The organism is Plantibacter sp. 2H11-2, assembly GCF_050031945.1.
Taxonomy (GTDB): domain Bacteria; phylum Actinomycetota; class Actinomycetes; order Actinomycetales; family Microbacteriaceae; genus Plantibacter; species Plantibacter auratus.
On sequence record NZ_JBNBBL010000004.1, the window covers coordinates 259112 to 278790 of the forward strand.

Genomic DNA, 19679 nt, shown 5'->3' on the forward strand with positions numbered 1-19679 from the left:
GCTCATGAGCACCCGTCCGACCACCTCCGGTCCCACCCCCTCACGCCGGTCCCCGGTGCTCGACCGCCTCCGCACCCCGCGCGGCCTGACCGGCGCGATCGGAGCGCTCCTCATCATCGTGGTCGCGGTCGTCGGCCCGACTGTCTGGGGGTCCGCCGCCGACACGACGTCCGTGGCCGACCGCCTCGCCGGTGCGAGCCTCGCCCACCCCTTCGGCACCGACGAGCTCGGACGCGACGTCTTCGCCCGGGTCATGGTCGCCACGCGGGTGTCCGTCCTGCTGACCCTCGGCGCCACCGCGATCTCCGTCGTCGGCGGCGTCCTGCTCGGGGCCGTCGCGACGGTCCTGCCTCGCCCGCTGCGTCGACTCGTCACCGCGCTCATCGACATCCTGTTGTCGTTCCCCTGGCTCCTCATGGCGCTGTTCTTCTCGGTGATCTGGGGCGCGAGCGCCACCGGCGCGATGCTCGCCGTCGGGTTCGCCGGCGTGCCGACCTTCGCCCGCCTCACCTACACGCTCGCGTCGTCGCTCATCGGTCGCGACTACGTGAAGGCCGCGCGGATCGCCGGCGTCGGGCAGGCGGAGGTACTCGTCCGGCACGTCATGCCGAACATGCTGCCGCCCATGCTCGTGAACGCGGCGGTCTCCGCCTCCGGCACGCTGCTCGCCTTCGCCGGCCTGTCCTTCCTCGGTCTCGGGGTGCAGGCGCCCGAGTACGACTGGGGTCGCCTCCTCGGCCTCGGGATCGCCCGCATCTACGGCAACCCGATGGCGGCGATCGGTCCCGGCATCGCGCTCGTCGTGTGCGGCGTCATCTTCACGCAGCTCGGCGAGCTCTGGAACGAGTCGTCGAAGCGGCTCCTCGGCCTGCCCGCGCCCGCGCGTCGTTGCACCGCGGCTCCCGCGACCGCCTCGGCTGCGGCTGCGACGCCCGCCGACCAGGAGCCCGTCGTGCAGGTGCGCGATCTCCGCGTCGCCTTCCCGGACCGCGACGGCCGTCTCGTCGAGCGCGTCCACGGCATCAGCCTCACGATCATGCCCGGCGAGGTCGTCGGTGTCGTCGGCGAGTCCGGATCGGGCAAGTCGGTGAGCGCGATGGCGATCGCCGCCCTCCTCGGGCCGGACTCCTCGGTGCAGGCCTCGGAGCTGAGCTTCCGCGGGATCGACATGACCGCACCGCTGACGAAGGCCGAGCGCAGCCGCCTCGGCCTCGAGCTCGCGATGGTCTTCCAGGACCCGCTCACCTCGCTGAACCCATCGCTCACGATCGGCAAGCAGCTCCGCGAGACCGTCGAGGTCCACGAGGGGCTGTCGGCGGCCGAGTCGACCAAGCGGGCCGAGGCCGCGCTCGAGTCGGTGCGGATCCCGCTTCCGGCGAAGCGCCTGAAGCAGTTCCCGCACGAGCTGTCCGGCGGCATGCGGCAACGGGCCATGATCGGCATGGGGCTCATGGGACGCCCGAAGCTGCTCATCGCCGACGAGCCCACGACGGCGCTCGACGTGACGGTGCAGCGCCAGGTCCTCCGCGTGCTCCACGAGGCGCAGGAGCAGACGGGCGCCGCGATCCTGCTCATCTCGCACGACATCGCGCTCGTCAGCGGGTTCTGCGACCGCATCCTCGTCATGAAGGACGGCCGCATCGTCGAATCGCTCGACGCCGACCGCCTCCACGAGGCGCGACACCCGTACACCCGCGGGCTCATCGCCTGCGTCCCCGACATGACCTCCGACCGCACCATGCCGCTCCCGGTCATCGGTGAGTCGTTCTCGGTCCCTGAGCCTGTCGAAGGGCCGGTCCCTGAGCTTGTCGAAGGGCCCATCACCACCGAAGGACAGCGCGCATGACCGGTCTCGAGTTCTCCGGCCTCACGGTCCGCTACGGCCACGGCGCGTCCGCGCACACCGCGGTCGACGGCTTCGACCTGACGGTCCGCCCGGGCACGTCCCACGGCCTCGTGGGGGAGTCCGGCTCGGGCAAGTCGACGGTCGCCGCGGCCGCCGTCGGTCTCGTCATCCCGAGCGCCGGCGGCATCCGACTGAACGGCGCCGACATCGTCGGGCGCTCGTCCGCTGCTCGTCGTGCGCGTCGACGCGTGCAACTCGTCTTCCAGGACCCGTACTCCGCGCTCGACCCACGCATGCCGATCGGTCTGTCGATCGCCGAGGGGTCCCGGGCGACCGGGCGCTCCTGGAGCCGCTCCGAGCAGCGGTCCCGGGTGGGCGAGCTGCTCGAGCGCGTACACATCGACCCGGACCGGGCTGGGGACCTGCCGTCGGCGTTCTCGGGCGGTCAGCGGCAGCGCATCACGATCGCCCGGGCGCTCGCGGCCGAACCCGAGGTCCTCATCGCCGACGAGATCACCTCGGCGCTCGACGTGTCGGTGCAGGGCGTCGTCCTCAACCTGCTGCGCGAGCTGCAGCGCGAGCTCGAACTCACGGTGCTGTTCATCTCCCACAACCTCGCCGTCGTGAACTACATGTGCGACACGGTGAGCGTCATGCAGGCCGGCCGGGTCGTCGAGGCGGGCCCCACGGCCACCGTCCTGGCCGCTCCCGAGGACGCCTACACCCGTGAGCTCCTGGCCTCCGTGCCCGTGATGGGCCGTCGCATGACCTGGGACGAGGAGTAATTCTTGAAGGAGGGTCTTGCAGCCCAGGCTTTCACCTAACAGGCCCGGCTAAATATCCAGTACGCTGACTCTTAGCCGGCAGGGTCGGTCAGGCTTGGAGCCGGGCTTTCACGCGGAATCGCGTTTGAGGCTGTGACTACCAAAGTTCACTGTTGCGGGAGCGTACTTTCTTCCCGGCCCAGCCGTCCCCCTTCCCTTGCTCGTGGAGGTGCAATGTTGCGCATTACCGAAGACCAAGTGCTAGCGGAGTGTAGAAAGTTAATTAGCAAGCACGAGCGCTATGCGCGTGAGCTTCGCAATGAGGATGTGAGGCGCAGGCGTAGAGTCACCTCTCCCAACCACGGTCAGATATTGCGACCGACCTACTGGGCTGTAGATGGCGGCTTCGATCCGTACCACGTACGAGCGAATGTGCGTTCGATAGTACGCGCGGTGAATCGAGCGATCGCGAAGAGAGACTACGAGCCGCGCCCACCTGTAGCTCATACCGTGCCCAAGCCGAGCGGAGGTGAGCGAATTGTTTCGATTTTCCAGATCGCCGATGCAGTGGTTTCGCGCGAAGCATTCAGATCTCTTTCTGGGAAGAATAGAGCTCTAATGAGTGCGCGATCGTACGCCTATCGAGACGACCTTTCAACGCATGATGCAATTCAATACATTTCGAGCGAATTCAAGTCACCAGAGCGTGTTTTCGTGGCCGAGTACGACTTTTCGACCTATTTTGATTCGATATCTCACGCTCACCTCTGGGGTGTGATTGAAAACCAGGGATTTCTGGTGACGTCCACGGAGCGCCGAATCATCGAGGCGTTCCTTGGGGTGGGGATGGCGGAGGAGTCAACCTACGGAAGATTGTCGGTCACAACTCGGACTATAGGAATACCGCAGGGCACGTCGCTGTCTCTGTTTCTTGCAAATGTAGCAGCGTGGCCACTCGATCGACTATTGGAGCGAATTGGTGTTGGATTTGTGAGGTATGCGGATGACACGCTGATCTGGTCGCGTGATTATGGGCAGATCAATGAAGCCGTAAATGTGTTGAAACGAGAGAGTGCCAACATCGGTGCGGAATTGAATCGCTCGAAGTCTGAAGGAGTGCGACTTTTTGTCCCGACGGGTGAAAAGGCTGAGATCCGTTGCACCGATCAGGTCGGCTTCGTGGGTTATCGTTTTGCGCGTGGAGCGGTAGGGATGAAATCCTCCGTGGAAGCGCGGATCAAGGAGAGAATTGGCTACCTCATATGGGCGAATCTGTTGCAACCTATCCAACAGGGAGGATTCGCTTCGAGGCGGGTGGCGCCTCCTATCGATCGGGACTATGTCGTTCTGCTTGGCCAGATTCGTCGCTACCTCTACGGCCATTACACGGAAGCAAGAGTCCGCGAGCTTGAGCACGGTGCGGCGAAACGAGTCCGTTTTCCCGGTGTCCTGTCGTACTTTCCTCTCGCCAGTGACGATAGTCAGCTGGCCGCGCTAGATGGTTGGCTAGCCGATACGCTTTTCCAGGCGATGCGGAAGAGAGCCCGATTACTCCGAGCGAAGGGTGGACCTGAGGGTCTCCCGCTACCGCATGACTTGCCGAGAGTGGATTTCATCCGAGCCATGGCACCAAGGTCGGACGGTTCCGTGGCTGATCTGCGCGTTCCGTCCATCGCGCGCTTTGTTTCGATTCTTCGACGCGCCGCTACTGAACACGGGGCTAACGTCGTCGGACGGGGTACTGGAGCGGAACAGTATCAGTACGGCTTCCCTGCGGGACCTGAATAGTAGCAAACGGTCCCCAGTTCTTAGGCCTAGTATTGCGTGTCCTGAGCGCGATAGCCAAACCCAGCGGCTTTGTATTCGGTGCGACTCGGCTAAGAGTACTGAGACCTGTAGCTATTGAAAGTACTTGTGTGACGTAGGACTTTCCAGAAAGCCCCGCCCTGCTTCCCATGCCTTTACGTACATCGCATAAGCTTCTTCCGCAGTGCACTCGTTGCGAATGACGAGTTCTTGCAGGACGGTGAGAGAGTGCTTGGTGGGGACTCCCTGGCGGGGAAATAGATCATAGGCATCCCGATCATCGGTGATGAAGCAAGAGTCGGCGTATTCCCCTCGCTGCCGCATGACTACAAATGTCATACTTTCACCGAGGTGCTGGGTCGGGATCTTCGGATCTCCACCCAGGTTCACCGTTCGAAACCGTTCGACCTCGAGTGATTCGCCAGTATCGGATATTGACTCGGCGTCGGGCATCCAACGTTCGTCAAAAACTCTTCCAAGTCCGGCATGTGCGCGAATGGATTTACGGACCTCGTCCTCAATGACGTCAGTCCATCGCCCATGGTCTCCGAGATACGTAGCCAACCAGTCAAGCTGATTGCCTGCTTCAAAAGTTCTGAATACGGTCGTATCAGGAAACCAGTAGTGCGTCACGGCAGAAAGACTACTTCGCTCGCGTGATCCGAATCCTCGGGAGGTTGCGAGGCATCCCAGGCAATTTGAGGAGAAGAATCCAACGAATCACGCCATTGTTCCGCATCAATGCCGGAAAGCCTGACCAGGTGTCGAGTTGTGGTCTCTCCTTCGAGATACGCTTTTACGAATTGAGAAAGCATAAAGAGGGGCGGCATCTCTTCGGTCGAGAATGACTGTTCCGTTATCATTTCAGCCATAGCATCCGTTGCCTGGGCGGAGTCTAGAGATCTGTAACCCCGAAAGAGGTTGGTCTGAGATTCGGAGACTAGTCCGAGCTTCAACAATCTCGCAATGAGAGCGCTCGGCGAAACTTTGAAGCGCATCGTCATCAAGTGGAATGATTGCTCACTGAGTTGCTTCTTCTCTAGGTATTCGCGTACTAAGCGCTCAGGCATCAGAAAATTAGCTGCAAAAGAGTTGGCGCGTTTTTCCTTGTAGTCATCAGTTCGCGCGACGTGTAGTTGTTCAGTGATCCACGTGCAGCGGGCATCGCCCCAGAGAATGTGGCCAAGCTCATGCGCCAACGTAAATCGCCTTCGCGTCCAGTTTGGTGTTGTGGCGAGGAGGATTAAGCGAAAGTCTGCATCGGGATCCTCGTATGAAAGACCATCGCACTTGTCTGGAAGCGAAGAGGTGCTGGCGATGTTGAGACCGAACGCAGATTCTAGGGCAATGTTAAATCTTAGCGACGGTCCAAGGAGTGATGCGGCGCTAATTTGATCGATAGCCCACTCGGCCATTCGTGCGCCCTCACTGACGAAGGAACCGTTCTCGGCGAGGCGAGGCACCGTAATCGTCCTTCGGCCACGATTCAGATCCAAAAGTGCGTCATGGGCGTGTAAGAACTTCTCCGCGAGAGCCTTTCCCGATTCCAGGAAGCTTGTCTGATCTTTGGGCGCCGATCGAGCTGCGAAAGCGATTTCTCGAGGCGCGCGGCCGGAAATGAGCCACTCTACGGTGCGGCCGCCGGTTTGGGCAATCCTGGCCAATTCGAGTGAGGTAAAGTTTCGCACGCCATTCAGAGATTTAGAGAGCTTGGCTTCATCCATTTCGACCTGAGCGGCAAAGTCTCGCTGTGACAATCCAAGGTCTCGTATTACCTCGAGCACGCGACTGGGGATGGTCGACGACATACGAAGACCATAACACCAACTTGCGAAAATCGCAAGTTGGTGTTATGCGTCGTCTGTCGCGTTCGCCAATGCCGAAGTGAGCGGCTTCGAGGTGTTCATAGCTGACGTCTCTGCCCGAACCCTCGCTGCCCCATCCCTTCGCCGCTGTCCGGGCCCCGTCCCCGGCCAACGTAGATAGAGCGAAGCAGGTTGTACCGAATAGGTTGCCGCGCCCGAGAACGCTTAGACCCTTAAGCTGCCGGCCCCGTAGACGTCATGGTGCAGTGCGTGACCTGGTACGGAGAGTAGGCGACCTTCGACATGCTCAGCCACTGGTCGTCGAGCCAAAGTGTGCCGCTGGTCAGATCATTGAGCCTGTAACTACAGGGCCCGGTTGTCGCGCCGGGCCACTCCTGCAGCCGGCACTCGCGTCAGCCGCGCTGCTTGCGCGGCAGGGTCTCCGGGAGGAAGGCGATCCCGACGATGCCGATCGCGCTGAGCACCAGCAGGTACGCCGCCACCAACCACGGTGCGCCACCGCTCGCGGCGACGAGCGCGGTCGCGACGAGCGGGACCGTCCCGCCGACGAGGGCGGCCGGGATCTCCCGCGAGAGTGCGATGCCGCTCCAGCGCATCGAGGTCGGGAAGATCTCGGCGAGCAGTGCACCCGAGGTGCCGATGGTGGCCCCCTGGATGACGGCGAGGCCCAGGATGAGGCCCAGGGCGACGAGGGCCGACTGCTCCGTGTCGTAGAGCAGGAACATCGGGAACGCGTAGACCACGCCGAAGATCGCGGCGCCCATGAGGACGGGCTTCCGACCGATGCGGTCGGCGAGGCGACCGAACAGCAGCGCCGTCGGGATGGTCAGGACCTCGGCGACGATGAGGCCGATGAGCGCCTCCGTCGGGTTCACGCTCAGCGTGCCCGTCACGTATGACAGCGAGAACACCTGCACGACGTAGACCCACGGCAGTGCGAACGCGAAGAGCCCCATGCCGCAGAGGATCACCCGCCAGTGCGAGCGGATGGCGCCGACCAGCGGTGCCGAGGTGACCGCGCCGCGCTCCTCTGCGCTCTCGAACGCCTTCGTCTCCTTGACCCGCAGCCGGAAGTACAGCGCGAACGCGACGATGACGACGCTCGCGAGGAACGGGATCCGCCAACCCCAGCTTTGGAACTGCTCGATCGGCAGGGTGCTCACCACGGCGAAGACGGTGGTCGCGAGCGCCATGCCCACGTACACGGAGGCGCCGGGGAACGACGCGGCGAACGCACGGTGCTTCACGTCGGCGGACTCGCTCGCCATCGTGATCGCGCCGGCGAATTCGGCACCCGAGCCCATGCCCTGGAAGATCCGCAGCACGATGAGCAGGATCGGAGCCCAGATGCCGATGGCGTCGGCGGTGGGGAGGAGGCCGATGAAGGTGGTCGCGACACCCATGAAGAGGAGCGTGATGAGCAACGTCGGTTTGCGCCCGAGCTTGTCGCCGTAGTGGGCGAAGATCAGGCCGCCGATCGGGCGCGCGCCGAAGCCGACCGCGAAGCCGGCGAACGCGCCGAGCAGGCCGGCGAGGTCACCGGCGCCGGGGAAGAACAGCGGCGCGAACACGAGCGCGGAGGCCAGCCCATAGAGGGTGAAGTCGTACCACTCGATGACGGTGCCGACCGAGCTGGCGAGGATGGCGCGGCGGCGCTGCACCCGGGAGTCGAGGCCGTCGCGATCGATGTCGCTCTGGCCTGCGGTGGTGGTGTCTGCTCCGCGTGGGTTGTTCTCGCGCGCGCTCTGGATGGCCATGGCACTCCTTCGTGTTGGGCGCACCCGGACGGCCGGGACGCCTGACGAGGCTACCGGCCGTCTGGAGGCTCAGCCCATGTGCGGTCGGCACACTCCGAAGCCGATCCGGTGCGTCGGGAGCACACGGGGTGGGGTGCGCATGAGCGGCGCGCCCCACCCCACCCGACCCCGTCTCGCTACAGCGCCTTCGACTCGCGGAGGATCCCGGCGAGCGTCTCCATCTGCTTCGCCTGCGACGTGTAGTCGAGGGCGGCGGTGTTCCAGGAGTGGATCTGACCGGCGACGAGTGCCGGGTGCGAGGCGAAGGTCGCCTGAGCCTCGAGGTCGCTCTGCTGGAAGCCCTCGACGTTCACGAGCAGGACGTCACCGGTCATCGCCTGGCCAGCGTTCTCCCAGCTGTAGATGTCCCAGTAGTAGTAGCCGTCCGGGTTCGCGTTCGTGTACTTCACGCCGAGTTCGCTGTACAGCTCGGTCTCCGGCTCGTCCTGCGGCTTGACGACGTAGACCCCGCTCGCGTCCGCGTACATCTGCGTGACCTCGAGGTCGGTCTCCTTCGCTGCGGCGGTCAGGTCTGCTGCTGCGGCGTCGTACTTCTCCTTCGCCGCGGCGATGGTGTCGTCGTCGGCTCCGAGCGCCTTGGACAGCTTGTTGAGCGAGGCGATGACGTCGGCACCCTTGCCGCCGACCTTGATGGCGACGACCGGAGCGATCTTCTCCAGCTGCTCCTGCTGCTCGACGTCGGCGACGCCGTAGTAGGGACCCTTGAGGTCGAGCGTGCCGTCGCGGTCGGTCGGGTAGATCCCGGTCACGATGAGGTCGGGTGCCGCCTCGGCGAGTGCCTCGAGGTCGATCTCGCCGTAGCTGTTGCCGACGATGGCCGTGTCGCCGAGGTCGTAGTCCGCGAAGCGCTTGTCGGTGGCGACGTCGACGCGACCGAAGACCGCGACGGGGTCGATGCCGTTGCCGTGCAGGCCGAGCGCGTAGTCGGCGAAGCTCGCGACGCGCTTCGGCTGCTCGTCGAGCTTGACCGTGGTGCCGGTGTCGTCGGTGTAGCTCCAGGCGCCGCTGCTGTCGGCGTCGGATGCGGCGGTGGGGGAGCAGCCGGCGAGGCCGACCAGGGCGAGCGCCGGCACGAGTACGAGTGCGGCGCGGCGGAGGCGTGAAGAGATCGTCATGATACTTAGGGTAGCCGAACCTAAGTCACAAAACGATATCGGAATGCCCGATCGCCCGGATCACTCCGCGTCGAGGGCGATCGCGTCGTCGGGGTCGACGGGCACGATGAGCGGCGAGCCACTGCTCGGATCGGGGATGACGATGGCGTCGAGGTCGAACGCCTCCCGGAGCACGGCCGGGGTGAGGACCTCCCAGGGTGTCCCGTCGGCGATGACCCGGCCGCCGCCCACGACGACGAGCCGGTCGGAGTACCGGCCGGCGAGGGTGAGGTCGTGCAGGACCATGACGACCGTCGCTCCGCGCTCGCGGTTGATCGACCGCACGAGTCGGAGGACGTCGAGCTGGTGGCTGAGGTCGAGGAAGGTCGTCGGCTCGTCGAGCAGGATCGTGGGGGCACGCTGCGCGAGCACCAGGGCGATCCAAGCGCGCTGCAGCTGCCCGCCCGACAGGGAGGCCGTGTCGCGGTCGGCGAGCGTCTCGAGACCGGTGGCGGCGAGGGCCTCGTCGACGGCGATCGTGTCGGCGGGCGTCCACGGCTTGAGGAGGCTCTGGTGCGGGTGCCGTCCCCGCGAGACGAGGTCGCGGACGGTCGTCGCCGACGGCGTCAGTGGCTTCTGCGGCAGGATCGCCAGTCGGCGCGCGACCTCGCGGGTCGGGATCGAGCGCACGCCGCGACCATCGAGTTCGACCGTGCCGGCGGTCGGGGTGAGCAGGCGGCCGAACGCCTTCAGCAGGGTCGACTTGCCGCAGCCGTTGGCGCCGATGAGGGTCGTGACCTCGCCCGTCTCGATGCGGAGGTCCAGTCCCTCGAAGACCACCGTCTGGTCGTAGGCCAGGGAGACGCCCCGAGCCTCGAGGGCGGGCGTCGGGCGCTCCTTCACGAGCGATGGGGTCGAGGCGGGGTCGGTCATGCGGAGGTCTCCCGTTCCTTGCGGCGCGTCAGCAACCAGATGAGATACGGTGCGCCGACGATGGCGGTGATGATGCCCACCGGGATCTCGCCCGGCAGGACGCCACGGACGAGTGCATCGCCGCCCGTCACGATGACGGCGCCGAGCAGCGCGGAGGCGAGCAGCGGCGGGCGACCGGTGCGGGCGAGGCGGCGGGCGATCTGCGGTGCGACGAAGGCGACGAACTCGATCGGCCCCGCGGCGGACACGGCTGCGGCGACGAGCAGGACCGCGCACGCGATGACGACGATCCGATGCCGCTGGACCGCGACGCCGAGGCCGGTCGACAGCTCGTCACCGAGCTGGCTGATGTCGAGGCTGCTCGTCTGCAGGACCGCGATCGGCGTCAGGATCACCAGCGCGACGAGCACCGGCCACACGCTCGACCAGGAGATGCCCGAGAGGCTGCCGACGAGCCACTGCGCAGCCGCTGCCGCCTCGGTGATCTGCGCCCGGGCGATGAGGTAGCTCGTGATGCCGCCGAGGGTCGCGGTGGCACCGATGCCGATGAGGATGAGTCGGAAGCTGTCGACCCCGCCGCGCCAGGACAACGCGTACACGGCGGCCGAGGTGACGAGCGCGCCGATCGCCGCCATCGCCGGCAGGCCGAGGCTGAGTGCGCCGGCACCGACCGAGTAGCTGCCGCCGACGAGGACGATCGCGGCGACGGCCCCGAGCGCGGCACCCGAGGTGACGCCGAGGATGTCCGGCGTGGCGAGCGGGTTGCGGGCGAACGTCTGGGTGAGGGCCCCGGCGAGTCCGAGGGACGCACCGACGAGGAGACCGCCGACGACCCGGGGGAGGCGGAGCTCGAACACGATGAGTTCCTGACCGCCGGTCCCGCCGCCGAGCAGGGTGGTGATGACGTCGGGGATCGTCAGGGATGACGAGCCGGCGACGATCCCGAGCAGGGCGAACGCCAGGGCCACGACGAGGCAGGCGATCGTGACGCCGACGACCCGACCTCGCCACAGACGGCCGAAGAAGCGGCTGCCCTCCCGCACGGCGCTCACAGCTCCGCCATCCGTCCGCGGCGCACGATGGCGATGAAGGCGACCCCACCCACGACGGTGAGGACGACACCCACGGGCACCTCGGCGGTGCCACCGATGAGGCGACCGATCACGTCGCACGCGAGCAGCACGCTCCCGCCGACGAGTCCCGAGGCGGGGAGCAGCCAGCCGTGATGCCCGCCCACGAGCGTGCGGGCGATGTGCGGCGCGGTGAGTCCGACGAAGGCGATCGGGCCGGTCAAGGCGACGGCGGCGGCCGTGAGCAGGGTGATCGCGGCGAGTCCCACGAGTCGCGCGCGGATGAGGTTCTCGCCGAGACCGTTCGCGAGTTCGGTGCCGAGTGCCAGGGCGTTCAGCGAGCGGATGTTGGCCACCGCGAACACGAGGCCGAGCCCGGCGAAGACCAGGGCCGCGTCGACGCCCGTGAGCGATCGTCCGGACAGCGAACCGACCACCCAGATGCGGTAGGCGGCGAGGGTCGTCTCGTCGGACAGCACGAGGTACGAGGTCAGGGCGACGAGGAGGGCCGAGACGGCGGTGCCGGCGATCGCGAGCGGGACGGGACTCGAGAGTCCGCGGCCGAGTGCGGCGACGGAGAACACGATGACGCTGGCGACGGTGGCGCCGAGCAGAGCGAGCCAGAGCGTCGTGACCACCGAGCTCGTGCCGAGCACGTAGACCCCGACGACGACCGCGAGACTCGCGCCGGCGGAGACGCCGAACAAGCCGGGGTCGGCGAGCGGGTTGCGGGTCTGCCCCTGCATGACGGCACCGGCGATCCCGAGGCAGACGCCGACGAGGACGCCGAGCACCGTGCGCGGCACCCGCGACCCCCACACGACGGCGCCGGTGTCCTGGGCGGGGTCGAACAGGGCGGTGAGGACGGCCACGGGGCTGATGAGGTTGCTGCCGAGCATCAGACTCGCGAGGGCGACGACGAGGAGCGCGGCGGCCAGTGTGCCGACGGCGAGCGCGCGTCTCGATCGGAGGAGGGTCGCGCTGCGCATGGAGTTAGCCTAGCCTCACCTATCCCGGTCGCGATGCACACCCGTCGTCGTCGGTGACGGACGGGCGGTCCATGGATCGGCACCGGAGGTGTGGGGTTCACCCATGGGTGAGGCCTCCATCGCCCGATACCGTTGACCGGTACGGAGTACAGCGATCAGGAGGACACGCATGGCCGAGCAGCCGTCGACCGGAGCCGACACCGAAGCGGTCCTCGCTGCCACGGAACGACTCGCCGTCCCGCCGGGCTCGCTCGAGGGCGTGGTGGTCCTCGACCTCTCCCGCGTCCTCGCCGGCCCCTACGCAGCGTCGATGCTCGCCGACCTCGGCGCGACCGTCATCAAGATCGAGAACCCGAACGACCCCGACGTCTCCCGGGGCTTCCCGCCCTACCTGCGTGACGGCGACGAGGAGTTCAGCGGCTACTACGGCCAGTACAACCGCGGCAAGTTCGGCCTCGCGCTCGACCTCGCGAGCGACGCCGGCAAGGAGGTGCTGCGCGACCTCGTCGCGAGCGCCGACATCCTCGTCGAGAACTTCCGACCAGGGACGATGGCGAAGCTCGGCCTGCCGTACGAGGCGCTCGCCGCCATCAACCCGAAGCTCGTGTACACCGCGATCTCCGGCTACGGGCAGACGGGTTCCCGGAGCCGCCGTCCGGCGTTCGACAACACGGCCCAGGCCGCCGGCGGGCTCTGGTCGATGAACGGCTACGCGGACCAGCCGCCCGTGCGCGTCGGCGTCACGATCGGGGACCTCTCCGCCACGATGTTCGGCGTCATCGGCACCCTCGCCGCGCTCCGGCACGCCGAGCGCACCGGCGTCGGGCAGCTCGTCGACGTCGCCCAGGTCGACAGCATCATCGCGATGACCGAGACCGCCGTCGTCGACTACACCGTCGACGGGACGGTCGCCTCGCCGTCCGGCAATGAACACGCCTGGGTCCGGCCCTACGAGCTGTTCCCCTGTGCCGACGGACAGGTGTTCTTCGGCGCGTACACCGACAAGCTCTGGAAGGCGAGCTGCGAGTTGTTCGGCACACCCGAGGCGATCGCCGACCCCGAGATCGACACCATGCGCAAGCGCTTCGACGAGGAGGTCTACGCCCGCCGTGTGAAGCCGCTCGTCGTCTCCTGGTTCGCAGACCGCACCCGCGCCGAGCTCGAGGAACTGGCCGGCGACGTCGTCCCGCTCACCGCCGTGAAGACCATCGGCGAGGTCGTCGACGACCCCGGGACCGCCGAACGCGACATGGTCGTCGAGACCGACTACGGCTCCTTCGGCACCCTCCGCTCCTTCGGCCAACCGATCAAACTGAGCGCGACCCCCGCGACCACCGACCGCCCCGCGAACCACATGGGCGAACACGCGGACGACGTGCTCACGGCGCTCGCCGGGTACGACGCCGACCGCATCGCGGCGTTGCGCTCCGGCGGGGTGATCTAGTGGACCGCGAGGAGACGCTCGATCTGCGTCCCGCCTCCTGGTACCGCAGCACCTTCGCGACCGCGGCACCGGAACCGGTCCTCGGAGAGGGGCTCCCCGCCGGTTGGGAGGGCGTCCACTTCCCGTTTGAGACGCCGTTCGCGCAGCTCCGGGAGGACGGCTCACCGGCGGAGGACGGCGTGCTGCCGATCATCGACCTGCCGCGCCGCATGTACGCGGGGGAGGACACCGAGTTCCTGTCGCCCCTCCGCTACGGCGACGTGGTGACGCAGCGCACGAGCCTCGGTTCGCTCGTCGAGAAGCAGGGGCGGGCCGGACGGCTCGTCTTCGCCGACCTCGTGCGGGAGTACCTCGTCGACGGCGAGGTCGCCGTCCGCAGCACCTGGCACGACGTGTTCCTCGAGGCGCAGCCCGCGGTGCCCTCCCCGCGGACGGCGGCGCCCGAGGTGGCCGCCGAGGACGCGGTCGATCCCGACGCCGGAGCCGACTGGGCCGTGACCCGGTCACTCGACTCCCGCCAGTTGTTCCGCTTCTCGGCCGTGACGGGCAACACGCACCGCATCCACTACGACCGGCAGTGGGCGCGTGAGGTCGAGGGGCTCGACGACCTCCTCGTGCACGGTCCGCTCACCCGCATCCTGGTGCTCGACGTCCTCACCGCGAACGCCGGTGGTCGTCGGCTCGCGTCGGTCCGTTTCCGGGCGAAGGCGCCGGTGCTCGTCGACACGGCGTTCCGCATCGCGGGGACGGACGGCCCGGAGGGCACCTCGGTCGTCGTGCGTGCCGCCGACGGCACGGTCCTGGCCTCGGCAGACGCCACCTGGCGCCCCTGACCGTCGGGTGCGCCCTCCGCCTCCGGTCACTGACCCCTCCTCCTCCGCTCACTGACCCCTCCTTCGGTCACTGAGCTTGTCGAAGTGCCTCCGGAGGATGCCGCCCTTCGACAGGCTCAGGGACCGGGGGAGGTTGTCCGGCTCTGGGGCCGGATCCGCTCTTGGTCGCTGTTCCGTCCTCGGGTCGCTGGGCTCCCTTCCTTCGGTCACTGAGCTTGTCGAAGTGCCTCCGGGGGACGCCGCCCTTCGACAGGCTCAGGGACCGGGGTGGGGGTGTGCGGGTTCCGGGGCCAGGACCGGGGGTGCGCCGGGGGGCCTACGCGTCGATCACGAGCGTCGGCGTCAGCGACCGCGACACGCACGGGTACATGATCATCGATGCGTCGTCGGTCGTCAGGGAGTCGCGATGCTCCGGCGTCCCATCCACCACCTGCACGGCACAGGAGCCGCAGACGCCGCGCATGCACGACCCGGCGACACCGACCCGCGCGGCCTGCATCGCCTGCAGCATCGTCTGTCCGGCGGGAACCTCGACGGTTCGCTCCGACCTCGCGCACTCGACGGTGAACGCCGTGTTCGGCAGGTAGGAGCGGGGCTTGGGTTCGAACCGCTCGAGGTGCAACCGGCAGTCCTCGGGCAGCGTCTCGGCCAGGTTCGTGAGGGTGTCGGTGAAGCCGCGCGGCCCGCAGGCCGACACGTCGGTGCCCGGCTCGAGTCCCGCGAGGAGGCCGGCTAGGTCGAGTCGGCCGCTCTCCGCGCTGACGTGGATCCGCACATGGTCGCCCAGGGCTTCGAGTTCCGGCGCGAACGCGATGTCCTCCCGCGTGCGCACCGCGTAGACGAGGGACCAGTCGGCGTCGCCCGCCGCCAACCGCCGAGCCATCGAGAGCAGCGGCGTGATCCCGATGCCGGCAGCGAGGAGCAGGTGCCGCTTCGCGTCCGAGAGCGGGAACAGGTTCCGTGGTGGCCGGATGAACACCTTCCGACCGACCTTGAGGAAGTTGTGGATGTAGTGCGACGCACCCCGCGAGTGCTCCTCCCGCAGGACGGCGATCCGATACCGGAACTCGTCCGCCGGATCACCGCAGAGTGAGTACTGCCGTTCGTGGCGGGTGATGAGCTGCAGGTCGATGTGCGCTCCGGGGTCCCACGGCGGGAGCCGGCGACCCTCCGGATCGGCGAGCACGACGCTGACGATCGTCGGCGTCTCGCGCACGATCTCCTGGACGATGAGCGGGGTCATGCCCGCGCGGTTGCGCATCAGTACAGGCTCTGGTTCCCGACGGCGACCGCCTCGTCGATGGCGTCGCCGACCTCGGTGCTGAGGCCCGACATGCTCGCCCAGATCCGACCCGCACTCGGCACCTCGGCCGCGAGCTCCTGCATCTCGGCGTCCCACAGCCCGCCGCGGAGGAGTGCCCGCCCGCAGTGCAGGTAGACCTCCTCGGTGCGTATGACGATCGCGAGCTGCGGGGTCACGTGATCCTGCTCGAGCATGGCCATCAGTGCCGGGTCGTCGGTGACGGTGGCCGTGCCGTTGATCCGGAGGGTCTCGCTCATGCCGGGGACGAAGCACAGCATGCCGATGTGGCCGTTCTGGACGATGTTCTGCAGGGAGTCGGCCAGGCGGTTGCCGAGGCGCTCCGGGATCACGAGTGTGCGGGTGTCGAGCGCCCGGACGAACCCCGGGTAGTCCCCGCGCGGGGAGTTGTCGCACCGGCCGTCGGCGTCGGACGTCGCGATGGTGCAGAATGGTGAGTGGGCGAGGAAGGCGAGGCAGTTCTCGTCGAGCTCGTCCATGATCTTGGCCGTCGCGGCGGGATCCGGTTCGCCGAGCGACCGACGGATGGTGTCGACGTCGATCGACGCGAACGCGCTGGCCTGCATGGCGGACCCCTTCTCTGTCCCTCCGACCCTACGGTCGTCCCTCGCGCGCCTCAATGGGCTGTTGGCACACGGTTCGAGTGTTTCCTGTGCCACCGACCCAGCCGCATCGATCGTCCCGCCCCGGTTCATCGGCCGAACGAGCGGCGGAACATCGCCTTCGCGCGCGCCGCGGTGTCGGCTCGATGGGAATCGGGGATGCGGGTGAGCGTCGCTCCCACCATCGAGATCGCCATGAGGATGTCGTCGGGCTCGACGTGGTCGGCGATGCGATGCGCAGCCAGTTCCTTCGCATGCAGGGCGTGCGCGAGGCGGTCGAGGCGGGTGCCGAGCGCGATCACGCGCGGGTCGTCGCCCTCGCCGAGGATCGCCTCGACGAAGGGCGAGGTGACGAGGGCCTGGTCGATCACGACGTCGAGCAGGGTGTCGAGGGTCGCATCGGGCAGCCCGGCGTGCTCCTCCAGCTCGCCGACGTTCTCGTCGAGCACCGCGAGTGCGAGGGAGAGTCGGTCGGGGAAGTGCCGGTACAGGCTGCCCTGTCCGACGCCCGCCCGCTTCGCGACCGCGCTGAGGGGAGCGCTGAAGCCGTCCGCGGCGAACACCTGACGCGCCGCGGCGACGAGCGCTCGGCGGTTCTCAGGGCCTGCGCTCGGGCCGCGGTTCGGCTTGGGGGGCGTGGACGACATCCCGGTAGCGTAACGCCGCGCGGCCGGTCCGGTGGACTCGGCTGGGAGCCCACCGTGAGGGCTGGCGGCCGTGCCATGGACGGCGTAACGTGTACCGGACAATGATGTCCGGTATGGATCGAAGTCCATACGATCCCGCCGCTCATCGTCCTCCCAAGACCGAAGGAACCCCATGAGCGCCCTCACCGCCAACACCCCGATCGCCGCGTGGCTCGCCGACCCCACCGGCGGACCGCTCATCCGCGGCCTCCTCACCCAGCTGGGCACCGAGGAGTCGCAGCTCGCCCCGATCTCGGGCCTCCCGCTCCAGCAGCTCGTCGCCCTGAGCCAGGGCAAGCTGCCCCAGTCGCTCATCGACGAGCTCGTCCTCGCCGCGAACGACGGTGTCGCACCCGTCGACGACGCGCCTCAGGGGTGGCAGGAGCGCATCACCGTCGGCCGGTTCGCAGGCAAGACCGTGATCGTCACCGGGGCTGCCTCCGGGATCGGCCGTGCCACGGCATCCCGCGTCGCCCGCGAAGGGGGTCGGGTCATCGCCGTCGACCTGTTCGAGGACAAGCTCGCCGACCTCGCCTCGAGCCTCCCGGACGCCGACCTCGTCACGGTCGCCGGCGACATCACGAAGCAGGACGACATCGACGCGATCGTCGCCGCGGCGGGGGAGCGGATCGACGCGCTCGCCAACGTCGCCGGCATCAACGACGACTTCTCCCCGCTCCACGAGACCTCGGACGCGACCTGGGAACGGGTGATGGGTGTGAACGTCACCGGCGCCTTCAAGCTGACCCGCGCGGTCCTGCCGTCGATGGTCGCGGCCGGATCCGGTTCGGTCGTCAACATCGCGTCCGAGGCCGGGCTTCGCGGCAACGCCTCGGGGAACGCCTACACGACCTCGAAGCACGCGGTCGTCGGCATGACCAAGAGCGCCGCCTTCATGTACGGCCCGCACGGTGTCCGGGTCAACGCGGTCGCTCCTGGCGGCGTCGCGACGGGCATCCCCTTCCCGCCGAACGTCTCCGAGGCGGGTTCGGCGCGGCTCGGACCGTTCCAGGCGGCGATCCCGACGATCGCGACCGCGGAGCAGCTCGCGGCGTCCATCACCTTCCTGCTGAGCGACGACGGCGTCAACGTCAACGGCGTCATCCTGCCGTCCGACGGCGGATGGTCGGTGCAGTAGCCGTCGACCCGCAGAACTTCAGCGATCGGTAAGAAGGGCGATTCTTAACGACTGTTCGGGGCAGGATGAACGCGTTTCTGCTGCGAATCTTGAAGCACACGGGCCGCTCTGCGTCGCCCGTCCCCTGCGAACGGTCTGAACGAGTACGGCCGGAACGACTGTTCGCACTGCGGTGACACCGCTCACAGGGCCCCACCGATCTTGGCGGAAGGTGGGGCCCTGCGCCGTGTCCGGGCCGCCCTGCGCCGTGTGCGGGCTCAGCGCGGGATCGCAGCGGCGAAGCGCCACGGTTGGGAGCGGATCGTCGCGACGGCACGGGTGATCGCACCGAGGGCGACGACGTCCGCGCCGAGTCGTGAGGCCCGCACGATCGGCGTCGGCGCGTAGGTGCCTTCGTCGAGCCAGGTCTGCGCCGCGGCGATGACGGGGGAGGCGACGCGGGCCACGCCTCCGGCGACGACGACCTCGTCCACGCCGAGCAGGCTGCCGAGCAGGACGCACACCCGCCCGAGGCGCTCCCCGAGACGTTCGACGAGTCTGCCGGCGTAGGCGTCGCCCGAGGCTGCGGCGTCGATGATGCGGCCGACGTCGAGGGTGCCGATCGGCATCCGGGCGAGCGGGGAGGCCGCCGGAACCGCGCCGGATCGCTGATCCTCCTCCAGCCACGACCGTGCCGCACCGTCGAGGCCCTCCGGCGAACCGACGCCCTCGACCATGCCGAGCACGCGGAGTTCGCCTGCGCCGCCGGCCCCGCCGTGCAGCAGCACGCCGTCGACGATGAGTCCCGCGCCGAAGCTCGCCTCGGCCAGGAGGACGGCGATGGACTCGCGTGCCACCTCCCCGAGGGCGCGCTCGGCCGTGGCTGCGAGGTTGGCGTCGTTCTCGAGCACGACGTCGCCCCAGGGGCCGAGGCGGCTCGCGAAGTCGGGGTTCATCCGGGCCCAGTAGTCGTGATCGCCGCGCGGGGAGCGGCCGTGCGCGTCCACCGGAGCCGGGACGCCGACGGCGGTCACGAGCACCTGTCCCGGGGTCGCGCCGGCCTGCGCGGTCGCCTCCTCGACGACCGTCCGTGCGGTCGCGAGGCGGAGGTCTGGGTCCTCGTCCCCACCCACGATGGGGCGTTCGGCCCGGCCGACGACCTCACCACGGAGCGTCGCGACGAGTGCCGCGACCCGGTGCTGCCCCACGTCGAGTCCGACCACGAACGCGGTGTCCGCGGCGAGTTCGTAGCGCCTGGCGGGTCGTCCCCGCCGGTAGTCACCGGCGGCCCGGGCGTCGTCGAGCTCACGGATCCAGCCGCGGTCGGCGAGGGCGTCGCAGGCGTTCAGCACGGTGGCGCGGGTCAGACCGGTCCCATCCATGACGTCACTCGCCATGAACGCACCGTGGTCGAAGGCGTAGGCGGCGACGAGTTCGACGCTCGCCCTGCCCGTCTCGATCCCCGGTTCCGCCATGGGGCGACTGTAGCAGGGTTGCATTACTAGATATGGCCGCTATATTTAGTGGCGAA

At 67.8% G+C, this 19679-nt stretch carries 17 protein-coding genes; 6 read left to right on the top strand and 11 right to left on the bottom strand.

Annotated features, from left to right (window positions below; genetic code table 11):
• Nucleotides 1-4 precede the first annotated feature (4 nt).
• From ACQG07_RS10675 to ACQG07_RS10685, 3 genes are all read left to right on the top strand, one after another.
• Nucleotides 5-1846, top strand: a complete 1842-nt coding sequence (locus tag ACQG07_RS10675) for a dipeptide/oligopeptide/nickel ABC transporter permease/ATP-binding protein (protein ID WP_426738275.1) — start codon at nucleotides 5-7, stop codon at nucleotides 1844-1846.
• Complete coding sequence (locus tag ACQG07_RS10680; RefSeq protein WP_079704789.1) at nucleotides 1843-2631, top strand: ABC transporter ATP-binding protein; 789 nt, start codon at nucleotides 1843-1845, stop codon at nucleotides 2629-2631. Before ACQG07_RS10675 ends, ACQG07_RS10680 begins: the two co-directional genes overlap by 4 nt.
• A 432-nt stretch (nucleotides 2632-3063) precedes the next feature.
• Nucleotides 3064-4398 (top strand): reverse transcriptase domain-containing protein, encoded by a 1335-nt coding sequence (locus tag ACQG07_RS10685; RefSeq protein WP_426738276.1) that lies wholly within the window; start codon nucleotides 3064-3066, stop codon nucleotides 4396-4398.
• 111 nt (nucleotides 4399-4509) lie between these two features.
• Here the strand turns inward: ACQG07_RS10685 and ACQG07_RS10690 are convergent, their stop codons facing one another.
• The 7 genes from ACQG07_RS10690 to ACQG07_RS10720 form a co-directional block, all read right to left on the bottom strand.
• A complete protein-coding gene (locus ACQG07_RS10690) occupies nucleotides 4510-5049 on the bottom strand; it encodes a hypothetical protein (RefSeq protein ID WP_426738277.1) in 540 nt (179 codons plus the stop codon).
• Nucleotides 5046-6224, bottom strand: a complete 1179-nt coding sequence (locus ACQG07_RS10695; RefSeq protein ID WP_426738278.1) for an XRE family transcriptional regulator — start codon at nucleotides 6222-6224, stop codon at nucleotides 5046-5048. The genes ACQG07_RS10690 and ACQG07_RS10695 overlap by 4 nt, the downstream gene beginning before the upstream one ends.
• Nucleotides 6225-6634: 410 nt before the next feature.
• Nucleotides 6635-7999 carry an MFS transporter gene (locus tag ACQG07_RS10700; protein WP_426738279.1) on the bottom strand — a complete coding sequence of 455 codons (1365 nt, stop codon included), beginning with the start codon at nucleotides 7997-7999 and terminating at the stop codon, nucleotides 6635-6637.
• Nucleotides 8000-8175: 176 nt separating this feature from the next.
• Nucleotides 8176-9174 carry an ABC transporter substrate-binding protein gene (locus tag ACQG07_RS10705; RefSeq protein WP_137242509.1) on the bottom strand — a complete coding sequence of 333 codons (999 nt, stop codon included), beginning with the start codon at nucleotides 9172-9174 and terminating at the stop codon, nucleotides 8176-8178.
• Between the two features lie 60 nt (nucleotides 9175-9234).
• On the bottom strand, nucleotides 9235-10086 hold the full coding sequence (locus tag ACQG07_RS10710) for an ABC transporter ATP-binding protein (protein ID WP_426738280.1): 852 nt from the start codon (nucleotides 10084-10086) through the stop codon (nucleotides 9235-9237).
• Nucleotides 10083-11138 (bottom strand): FecCD family ABC transporter permease, encoded by a 1056-nt coding sequence (locus ACQG07_RS10715; RefSeq protein WP_064297044.1) that lies wholly within the window; start codon nucleotides 11136-11138, stop codon nucleotides 10083-10085. The genes ACQG07_RS10710 and ACQG07_RS10715 overlap by 4 nt, the downstream gene beginning before the upstream one ends.
• Nucleotides 11135-12145, bottom strand: coding sequence for a FecCD family ABC transporter permease (locus ACQG07_RS10720; protein WP_426738281.1), 1011 nt, complete (start codon nucleotides 12143-12145; stop codon nucleotides 11135-11137). The genes ACQG07_RS10715 and ACQG07_RS10720 overlap by 4 nt, the downstream gene beginning before the upstream one ends.
• A 169-nt stretch (nucleotides 12146-12314) precedes the next feature.
• Here ACQG07_RS10720 and ACQG07_RS10725 point away from each other — a divergent pair, with 169 nt between their 5' ends.
• Nucleotides 12315-13589, top strand: a complete 1275-nt coding sequence (locus ACQG07_RS10725) for a CaiB/BaiF CoA transferase family protein (protein WP_426738282.1) — start codon at nucleotides 12315-12317, stop codon at nucleotides 13587-13589.
• Entirely contained in the window at nucleotides 13589-14422 is an 834-nt protein-coding gene (locus ACQG07_RS10730) for an FAS1-like dehydratase domain-containing protein (RefSeq protein WP_426738283.1), read from the top strand. The genes ACQG07_RS10725 and ACQG07_RS10730 overlap by 1 nt, the downstream gene beginning before the upstream one ends.
• 316 nt (nucleotides 14423-14738) lie before the next feature.
• Here ACQG07_RS10730 and ACQG07_RS10735 read toward each other — a convergent pair whose 3' ends face one another.
• The 3 genes from ACQG07_RS10735 to ACQG07_RS10745 all read right to left on the bottom strand — a co-directional run bounded on the left by ACQG07_RS10735 (nucleotide 14739) and on the right by ACQG07_RS10745 (nucleotide 16992).
• Entirely contained in the window at nucleotides 14739-15683 is a 945-nt protein-coding gene (locus tag ACQG07_RS10735; RefSeq protein ID WP_426738284.1) for a PDR/VanB family oxidoreductase, read from the bottom strand.
• Complete coding sequence (locus tag ACQG07_RS10740; protein WP_139382378.1) at nucleotides 15683-16309, bottom strand: MSMEG_1061 family FMN-dependent PPOX-type flavoprotein; 627 nt, start codon at nucleotides 16307-16309, stop codon at nucleotides 15683-15685. Before ACQG07_RS10740 ends, ACQG07_RS10735 begins: the two co-directional genes overlap by 1 nt.
• Before the next feature lie 125 nt (nucleotides 16310-16434).
• Entirely contained in the window at nucleotides 16435-16992 is a 558-nt protein-coding gene (locus ACQG07_RS10745) for a TetR/AcrR family transcriptional regulator (RefSeq protein ID WP_079704796.1), read from the bottom strand.
• Between the two features lie 172 nt (nucleotides 16993-17164).
• Between ACQG07_RS10745 and ACQG07_RS10750 the strand changes: the two genes are divergently transcribed.
• Nucleotides 17165-18169 carry an SDR family NAD(P)-dependent oxidoreductase gene (locus tag ACQG07_RS10750; protein ID WP_274499233.1) on the top strand — a complete coding sequence of 335 codons (1005 nt, stop codon included), beginning with the start codon at nucleotides 17165-17167 and terminating at the stop codon, nucleotides 18167-18169.
• A gap of 257 nt (nucleotides 18170-18426) precedes the next feature.
• Here the strand turns inward: ACQG07_RS10750 and ACQG07_RS10755 are convergent, their stop codons facing one another.
• A complete protein-coding gene (locus tag ACQG07_RS10755) occupies nucleotides 18427-19623 on the bottom strand; it encodes an ROK family protein (protein ID WP_426738285.1) in 1197 nt (398 codons plus the stop codon).
• Nucleotides 19624-19679 lie beyond the last annotated feature (56 nt).

Bases quoted from the DNA above. Each gene is read 5' to 3' on its own strand.
- ACQG07_RS10675 (WP_426738275.1), top strand. From the start codon at position 5: ATGAGCACCCGTCCGACCACCTCCGGTCCCACCCCCTCACGCCGGTCC.
- ACQG07_RS10680 (WP_079704789.1), top strand. From the start codon at position 1,843: ATGACCGGTCTCGAGTTCTCCGGCCTCACGGTCCGCTACGGCCACGGC.
- ACQG07_RS10695 (WP_426738278.1), bottom strand. From the start codon at position 6,224: ATGTCGTCGACCATCCCCAGTCGCGTGCTCGAGGTAATACGAGACCTT.
- ACQG07_RS10700 (WP_426738279.1), bottom strand. From the start codon at position 7,999: ATGGCCATCCAGAGCGCGCGCGAGAACAACCCACGCGGAGCAGACACC.
- ACQG07_RS10705 (WP_137242509.1), bottom strand. From the start codon at position 9,174: ATGACGATCTCTTCACGCCTCCGCCGCGCCGCACTCGTACTCGTGCCG.
- ACQG07_RS10710 (WP_426738280.1), bottom strand. From the start codon at position 10,086: ATGACCGACCCCGCCTCGACCCCATCGCTCGTGAAGGAGCGCCCGACG.
- ACQG07_RS10720 (WP_426738281.1), bottom strand. From the start codon at position 12,145: ATGCGCAGCGCGACCCTCCTCCGATCGAGACGCGCGCTCGCCGTCGGC.
- ACQG07_RS10725 (WP_426738282.1), top strand. From the start codon at position 12,315: ATGGCCGAGCAGCCGTCGACCGGAGCCGACACCGAAGCGGTCCTCGCT.
- ACQG07_RS10735 (WP_426738284.1), bottom strand. From the start codon at position 15,683: ATGCGCAACCGCGCGGGCATGACCCCGCTCATCGTCCAGGAGATCGTG.
- ACQG07_RS10740 (WP_139382378.1), bottom strand. From the start codon at position 16,309: ATGCAGGCCAGCGCGTTCGCGTCGATCGACGTCGACACCATCCGTCGG.
- ACQG07_RS10745 (WP_079704796.1), bottom strand. From the start codon at position 16,992: ATGTCGTCCACGCCCCCCAAGCCGAACCGCGGCCCGAGCGCAGGCCCT.
- ACQG07_RS10750 (WP_274499233.1), top strand. From the start codon at position 17,165: ATGAGCGCCCTCACCGCCAACACCCCGATCGCCGCGTGGCTCGCCGAC.
- ACQG07_RS10755 (WP_426738285.1), bottom strand. From the start codon at position 19,623: ATGGCGGAACCGGGGATCGAGACGGGCAGGGCGAGCGTCGAACTCGTC.